Origin of the sequence: Streptomyces barkulensis (assembly GCF_002843305.1) — a bacterium.
Taxonomy (GTDB): Bacteria; Actinomycetota; Actinomycetes; order Streptomycetales; family Streptomycetaceae; genus Streptomyces; species Streptomyces barkulensis.
This window is the reverse complement of the sequence record NZ_PGSG01000028.1, coordinates 65618-72960: the sequence shown is the minus strand read 5'-3', so window position 1 is coordinate 72960 and position 7343 is coordinate 65618. Positions and strand designations below refer to the sequence as shown.

The following is a 7343-nucleotide window of genomic DNA, read 5'->3' as shown; positions in this document are numbered from 1 at the left end:
GCTTCTCCTGCCCTAGGTCTGAAAGTCTGTCGGCGCGCCCGGTCGCGCAGCGGCGCTCGCACGCACGGGTGCTCGGCGCGTGCGTACGCGTGCTGTGACGGGGCCGGGCGTCAGCGCGCGGCGCGTGAGGCCAGCCGGGAGGTGATGGCGTCGATCGTCTGCTCCTGCCAGAGCAGACCCAGGTCGCACTCGACGTCCAGGTGATCCTCGACCATGCCGCACAGGGCGGTCCCGGTGACGGAGGTCATGCCGTAATCGGTGAGGGGGATGTCGGTGGCGAGGGATTCCGGGGGAACGCCGAGGCAGTCCGCACACTGCTCGCGCAGCCACTGCCGCAGGTGCTCGGGGGACGGGGACGGGGACGGGGACATGAGGTTTACGACCTTCGTCTTCGGTGTGAGGGACGACCGTCGGCCGTCGGGGAGGCGGTCCGGACGGCCGGCGCGCTGTTCCGGGGCCGGTGCTCCCGGGTTCCCCGGGGTCCGGGGTCCGGGGAGCTTCCCGACGCGGTGAGCGGATCAGAACGATGGCGTCGTCATGCGGTGGGAGCGGAGGCGTCACGGAGGGGATCGCCTTCCCGGAACGCCGCCATGAGCCGTTGCGCGCCGGGGTCGGCGTGGACGCGGAGGAGTTCACCGGCCCGGAAGAGCCGGGCGGCCAGGCGGCGCTGCACCTTGCCGCTGCTGGTACGCGGGGTGCCGCCGCGGCGCACCAGCACCACGCCCGCCGGGGCCAGGCCGAACTCGCGCGCGAGCGTCGCCCGCATCGCCGTCACCAGTTCGGAGCAGCGGTCGCCCTGGGCGGACGGGGCCACCTCGTGCGTGACCACGACGGCCTCGCCCTCTTCCGCGGGGACGGTGAAGACCGCGCCGATCGTGCCGAGTTCGCCGTGGTGGGCGCGCAACCCGTGCTCGACGTCGTGCGGGTAGATGTTGCGGCCGTGCACGATGAGGAGTTCCTTGGTACGGCCGGTCACGTACAGCTCGCCCTCGTACAGGATGCCGAGGTCACCGGTGCGCAGCCACGGCCCCGAGCCGTCCCCGGCCACGGCGAACGTCTCGGCGGTCGCCTCCGGTTTCCGCCAGTAGCCGGCGGCCACACTCGCGCCCCTCACCCGGATCTCGCCGACCGCGTCGCCCGAGACGGGCTCCCCGGTCACGGGATCGACCACGGAGACCTCCAGTGCCGGGGGCCGGCCGCAGGAGACGACCTCGCGCGCCGGGTGTCCCGCCGCCGCCTCGACGAAGCGGTGGTTCTCCAGTTCCGCGGCGTCCACCCGCCGGGTGCGCGGCTCGCCCGTGGACAGGGACACCAGCAAGGTGGCCTCGGCCAGTCCGTAGCAGGGTGTCATGGCGTCAGGGGGCAGCCCCGCGGGGGCGAACTCCTTGGTGAAGGCGCGGAGTGTCCCGGCCCGGATCGGCTCCGAGCCGTTGGCGGCCCAGCGCCAGCGCGACAGGTCGAGGCGGTCGATCTGCTCGGGCTTCACCCGCTGCACGCAGTAGTTGTAGGCGAAGTCGGGTGCGGCGGAGAAGACCAGGCCGAAGCGGTCGATCAGTACGAGCCACAGGTGCGGCCGGCGCAGGAAGGCGCCACCGCTCATCAGCACGGCGGCACCGCCGCTGAACAGCGCCGGGCTCAGCAGCCCGAACAGCCCCATGTCGTGGTACATCGGCAGCCAGCCGCCCAGCCGGGGGGCGGCCCCCAGGCCGAAGCCGGAGAGCAGGCTCCGCACGTTGTCGGCGAGCGCGCCGTGGGTGACGACGACGCCCTTGGGGTCGCCGGTCGAGCCGGAGGTGTACTGGAGCACCGCCACGGTGTCGGCCCGGATCTCGGGTCTTCGCCACTGCTCCGGCTCGGCGTCGTCGGGCAGTTCGTCGACGGACAGCAGCGGCAGATCGTCCAGCCCGGCCCCGGCCGCCCACTGCCTGACCTCGGCCTCGGTGTCGGAGACGGTGAGGACGGCGCCCGCGTCGGCGTCCCGGGCGATGCCCGCAACGCGCGTAGTCTCCAGGGAGGTTCCCGTGGGCAGCGGCGCGGGGACCGCGACCATGCCCCCGTAGAGGCATCCGGCGTAGGCCGCGGCGAACTCCGCGGACTGCGGGAAAAGTAACAGCACCCGTGATCCCGCACCCAGACCCGCCCTGCGGAGAAGGACGGCGATGCGGCGGGCCCTGCCATCGAGCCAGGAGTAGCTCCGCAGCGCCTCCTCCCCCTCGTGCTCGGGGTCCCGTACCAGGCCGACCGCCTTGCGCTCGGGGTCGGACTCGGCCGTCGCCGAGATCGCGGCCACCAGATGAGGGCCCGCCAGCACGTTCTCCGCGGCCCCCGCTCCGTTCACAGGCTCCACTGTCCCCCCTCACCATCCGGGTGGGTGTCCGCTCCACCAGGGTGCGGGCCGGCGCTCCTCCGGGTTCCCGGTGCCACGGAGGCGTCGCCGCGCCCCGTCCGGGTCCGGAAGAGCTCTTCCGACGGCCTTCTGCATGTCGATCGAGCGCCTGCGCGCCGCAGGCCTTCCTGGTTGTGCATCCTTTGCCGACCTTCCCCATAGGAAGTTCTTCCACAGGTCGCGCACGCACTTTGCCCTCTTGACAAGAGCTCCCAGCCCTATACACCCACACAGAAAGGGGGCCGATGGCAGCAAGCATACAGACCCGAACCCGTTTTGATTAGAGCCCGCAACCGAACAGACTGGGATCCGATCCTTCCCGCAAGCCTTCGCGTCAAATATTTACAATTCGCCAGCGGCTGCGCTGTAAACCACGATAAAGCCCCTTTGTCCGTTTCCGATTTCGGTGGCCGCAGTGGTGTTCGAATAACTGCCCATGCACATCTTCGAGGCCGTTTCAAGAGGGCATCGGGCGAAGTGGGTCTTGACAAGGCGATCAGAACGCCCTTACGGGCCCGGTTTTCTTCGCGGCGGCTATCGGGCCGGAACTCCCGGGCTGCCTGAACTCCCGGGCCGCCGGGGCGGTCATGGAGTGGACACGGCGGGCCGGGGAGCGGCCACCCGCCCCGCGCACCCGGTCTCGGACGCACCGGTCCCGGCGGACAGACGACTCGGCGGCCCCGGCGCAAACCGGCCGAACACAGAAAGCCCGCGGGAAGCGGCCTCCGGACACGCCCGAAGGGAATTTCCTCATGTCCAGGCCACTGAAATCACCGAGGAAGGAAGCGAATTATCCGGTCAAAATGTCACCGCTCTTCCGCGGAACCCTTTTCCGTGAAGCACGAGGGATAACAGAGTGACGTACAGGTGGCGCACACGAGTCTCCCGGCCGCGGGAATCGACACGCCACACGTACCGGAATCAGCGATACCGCCCGGGCGGCGTCCAGGCGCGATTCCGGTCCCCGATCATGTCCTGCGCACTCAAAGCTGCGCCTGTCGCGCTGCCACCCACACGAATCCTCCGGCGGCCGACACCGACGCCGATGTGCGTCCGGCGACCCGCCCCGAGCCCCGTCACTTCCGCCAGAACAGGTGATGCGCCACACCGCTCGGGCTGGGAACGACCTCCAGGTGGAACCGGTCGAGCAGTTCGTCGGGGGACTCCCAGAGCCGCAGCCCGGATCCGAACCTCACCGGTGAGACCGCAACGTGCATGGTGTCGACGAGGTCGGCGTCGAGGAACTGCCGGATGGTGGTGACCCCGCCGCCGAGCCGGACGTCCCCGCCCCGCGCCGCCTCCCGCGCCTGTCTCAGGATCTCGGCCGGAGAGCCGTCGACGAAGTGGAACGTGGTGTCGGAGAGCGTGAACGAAGGACGCTCGTGGTGGGTCATGACGAACACCGGGGTGTGGAACGGGGGCTCCTCCCCCCACCAGCCGCGCCACTGATGGTCCTGCCAGGGCCCGCGCTGGGGGCCGAACTTGTTGCGGCCCATGATCTCGGCGCCGATGTTGTGGGCGTAGTCCCGCGTGAAGTAGTCGTCCAGGCCCCGGCTCCCCCCGGGATCGGTGCGTCCGGGCCAGCTCGCCGTGGCGCCGGCCCAGGCGAACAGGCTCTCGGCTCCGGCGAGCCCGAACGGACTCCCGAGGCTCTGGTCCTCTCCGGCGCCGATGCCGTCGCTGGAGACGTTGAAGTTCTGGACCCTCAGCAGTTGGGTCATGCGTTCCTCCCGTGGTGTCGGACGGTGGTTTGACTCTCCGGGCCGGAGAAACTCATCGCCACCCGCCCCGCCGGTCGCCGCCCGGTTCCGGCGGAGGCGGGTGACGAGTGGGTGGCGAGTGGCGGGTGATGGAGCCGGTAAAACCAGACAGAAGATGTCGGGTTTCGGGTCGATCATGACCTCACCGGCCGGCGTCGACGGTGGACGCGGGCCGAAGTCCCACCAGCAGACAAGGATCCCCATGCGCGAAACACCGGAAGAGCTCGAAGAGCTCCAGGCTCTTCTCGACTCCTCGCTCTCCCGCTCCACCCCGCACCTCCGCTCGATCATCAACACCGAGCGCACACTGACCGCAAAGCGGCTCACCCAGGTCCTCACCGGCATGTGCACCCTCTCCCTGGCCACCGTGACGGCGAAGTGCGAGCCGCGCATCAGCGGCGCGGACGGGCACTTCCTGCACGGGAAGTGGCACTTCGGCACGGCACGCGGCGCAGCCAAGGCCCGTCACCTCGCCGCGCGGCCCGCCGTCAGCGCCGCGCACATGCGGGGCGAGGACCTGGGGGTGTTCGCCCACGGCACGGTGGAGATCCTCAACCCCCACGGCGGCGAACCGGCCGCGGACTGGCCGGACCTGCTCTCGTACTTCAAGGACTTCTACGGCGAGGACGCCTTCGACTGGGACGAGGAGGTGGTCTACTACCGGCTGCGTCCGCACTGGATGACCGTCTACGCGCCCGACGACTCGAAGCTCGCCCCGGCGGTTCCGTCCTGACCTGGGGCACGGGCCGCGCCCGGCCTCTCGGGCGGGGGTGAGGGGGCCCCGTACCGGCGGTGGGGCGGGCGCCCGCGACACGGGGCGCCCGCCCCACCGTGCCGGTCAGGCCGACGCCCGGGCGGCCGGGCCCGTCCGGGCCGCCTCCCCTGCGACACGGCGGCGGCGCACCGGCAGGCCGAGGGTCGGGTTGGCGACGGCCCAGGCCGCGCCCTTGCAGACCACCTCCTTGTAGACGGCGGCGAGCCGGCCGGTCAGGGCCGCGCCGGTGGCCCGGTCGTCGGCGGTGACGTACTGGATCAGACCTTCCCGGCGGCCCAGCGAGACGCACTGGTTGAAGTAGCGGATCGGGATCCTCGGGAGCTTCCCGCCGGTCAGGCGCGCGGCGATGGTGTCGGCGGCCTGCCACGCGGTGGGAGTGCCCGAGGCGCACGACATCCGCAGCGGCTTCTCCCCGGGACCCATCGCCATGGCGGCGTCGCCGACGGCGTACACCTCGGGGTGCGAGACCGAGCGCATGGTCGCGTCGACCACGATCCGGCCCGTGCCGGTGGTCTCCAGGGTGGTGGCCCGTGCGACGGGGTGGACCGCGAAGCCGGTGGCCCACACGGTGACCGCGGCCGGGATGGTCTCGCCGCCGGCGGTGGTGACGCGGTCGGCCTCGACTCCTGTGACGGCCGTGTGCTCGTGCACGGTGATGCCGAGCCCGCCGAGGACCTTCCGCAGATGGCCGCGCCCCTTGTCCGAGAGGTGGTCGCCGAGCCCGCCGCGGACGGCGAGGGCGACCGCGAGGTCCGGGCGGGCCTCGGCGATCTCGGTCGCGGCCTCCAGACCGGTGAGGCCGCCGCCGACGACGACCACGGGCTGCCCGGCGGCCAGGCCGGCCAGGCGCTCGCGCAGCCGGAGCGCTCCGGGCCGGCTCGCGACCTCGCAGGCGTGCTCGGCGGCGCCGGGGACGTCCTGGTCGTTCCAGCCGCTGCCGAGGGCGTACACCAGGGTGTCGTACTCCAGTTCCCGGGCGTCCGCGCCCTCGCCGGTACCGGCGCCGGTACCGGCGCCGACGACGGTCACGGCCTTGCGGTCGGCGTCGACGCCGGTGACCTTCGCCGTCACCAGCTCGACGCCGGTGCCCGCGAACATCTCGTCGAGCGGCCGGGACCTGAGGTCCTGGCCGGCCGCGAGCTGGTGCAGCCGGACGCGTTCGACGAAGTCGGGGTCGGCGTTGACGAGGGTGATGGCGACGTCGTCACGGTGCAGCCGCCTGGCGAGGCGGCCGGCCGCGGAGGCTCCGGTGTACCCGGCTCCGAGGACGATGATGCGGTGCTTCATTTCCCTGGCTCCCGTCTGCAGAGTTCGGTCTCTTGCGCGGTTTCGCCCCTTGAACCGGGCAGCGAGCCGTTTCCTGACAGGAACGGGGAGTGATACAGATCACAGTCGAGCCGGAAGGCCCCCGGCTCCGGCGCCGGGGGCCTCACCTCGCGGTCAGAAGGCGTGGAACAGGGGCTCCGCGTGATCGGTGGCCGCCCACACCCGTGTCGCGCGTCCGAGCTTGTCGGGGTTGGCCTGACTGCGGATCGCGGTGATGCCCTCGGCGGTGACCTCCAGGCACACGACGCCGACGACCCGGCCGTCCACGACCGCCACGACGGCGGGTCCGCCGTTGGCGGTCGTGACGTGGAGACCGGGCGAGCCCCCGACCAGGGCACGCTTGGCCCGTGCGGGCTTGAACAGCCCCCGCATGAACTTCGCGACCGCGAGAGCGCCCTCGACCGGCCTGAGGCGGGCCGGGACCTTCCCGCCGCCGTCGCCGACCGAGACGGCGTCGGCGGTGAGCAGCCGCACCAGCGGCTCGGTCCCCCCGTCGGCGGCGGCCGCCAGGAACTCCTCGACGACCCGCCGGGCGGCGGCCTCGTCGACCTCGGTACGGGCCCTGCCGTCCGCGATGTGCTTCCTGGCGCGGTGGAGGATCTGCTGGCTGGCCGCCTCGCTGACACCGAGGATCCCGGCGATCTCCCGGTGCGGGTAGTCGAAGGCCTCCCGCAGCACGTACACCGCCCGCTCGTGGGAGGACAGCCGCTCCATGAGGGCGAGGACCGCGTACGAGACCGACTCGCGCTGCTCGGCGGTGTCGGCCGGGCCGAGCATCGGGTCGCCCTCGAGCAGTGGCTCGGGGAGCCACTGGCCCACGTAGGTCTCGCGCCGCGCGCGGGCCGAGGTGAGCTGGTTGAGGCACAGGTTGGTGAGCACCTTCGTCAGCCAGGCCTCGGGAACCTCGATGCGCCCGACGTCGGCGGCCTGCCAGCGCAGAAAGGTCTCCTGCACGGCGTCCTCGGCCTCGCTCGCGGAGCCGAGGAGGCGGTAGGCGATGGCCTCCAGACGGGGCCTGGCGGCCTCGAAGCGGTCCACGTCCTTCACGGTCAGCGGCATGGCCCGGATCCTAGTGCCGCGCCGGGCCGGGCCGGGC

The 7343-nt window shown here is 71.9% G+C and carries 6 protein-coding genes; 1 reads left to right on the top strand and 5 read right to left on the bottom strand.

Annotated elements, in window-relative coordinates:
* Positions 1 to 110 precede the first annotated feature (110 nt).
* The 3 genes from CUT83_RS06720 to CUT83_RS06710 form a co-directional block, all read right to left on the bottom strand.
* Positions 111 to 371 (bottom strand): acyl carrier protein, encoded by a 261-nt coding sequence (locus CUT83_RS06720; RefSeq protein WP_101254957.1) that lies wholly within the window; start codon positions 369 to 371, stop codon positions 111 to 113.
* 164 nt (positions 372 to 535) lie between these two features.
* Positions 536 to 2338 carry a fatty acyl-AMP ligase gene (locus CUT83_RS06715; protein WP_158238976.1) on the bottom strand — a complete coding sequence of 601 codons (1803 nt, stop codon included), beginning with the start codon at positions 2336 to 2338 and terminating at the stop codon, positions 536 to 538.
* Positions 2339 to 3462: 1124 nt separating this feature from the next.
* Positions 3463 to 4107: a dihydrofolate reductase family protein gene (locus CUT83_RS06710; protein WP_101254955.1), complete on the bottom strand. Its 645-nt coding sequence runs from the start codon at positions 4105 to 4107 to the stop codon at positions 3463 to 3465.
* Positions 4108 to 4348: 241 nt separating this feature from the next.
* Between CUT83_RS06710 and CUT83_RS06705 the strand changes: the two genes are divergently transcribed.
* Positions 4349 to 4879, top strand: coding sequence for a pyridoxamine 5'-phosphate oxidase family protein (locus CUT83_RS06705; protein WP_101254954.1), 531 nt, complete (start codon positions 4349 to 4351; stop codon positions 4877 to 4879).
* A 105-nt stretch (positions 4880 to 4984) separates the two neighbouring features.
* On the opposite strand, the gene CUT83_RS06700 is transcribed toward CUT83_RS06705, so the two are convergent.
* Positions 4985 to 6208, bottom strand: coding sequence for an NAD(P)/FAD-dependent oxidoreductase (locus tag CUT83_RS06700; RefSeq protein WP_101254953.1), 1224 nt, complete (start codon positions 6206 to 6208; stop codon positions 4985 to 4987).
* Between the two features lie 153 nt (positions 6209 to 6361).
* Positions 6362 to 7306 carry an RNA polymerase sigma-70 factor gene (locus CUT83_RS06695; RefSeq protein ID WP_101254952.1) on the bottom strand — a complete coding sequence of 315 codons (945 nt, stop codon included), beginning with the start codon at positions 7304 to 7306 and terminating at the stop codon, positions 6362 to 6364.
* Positions 7307 to 7343: the final 37 nt, after the last annotated feature.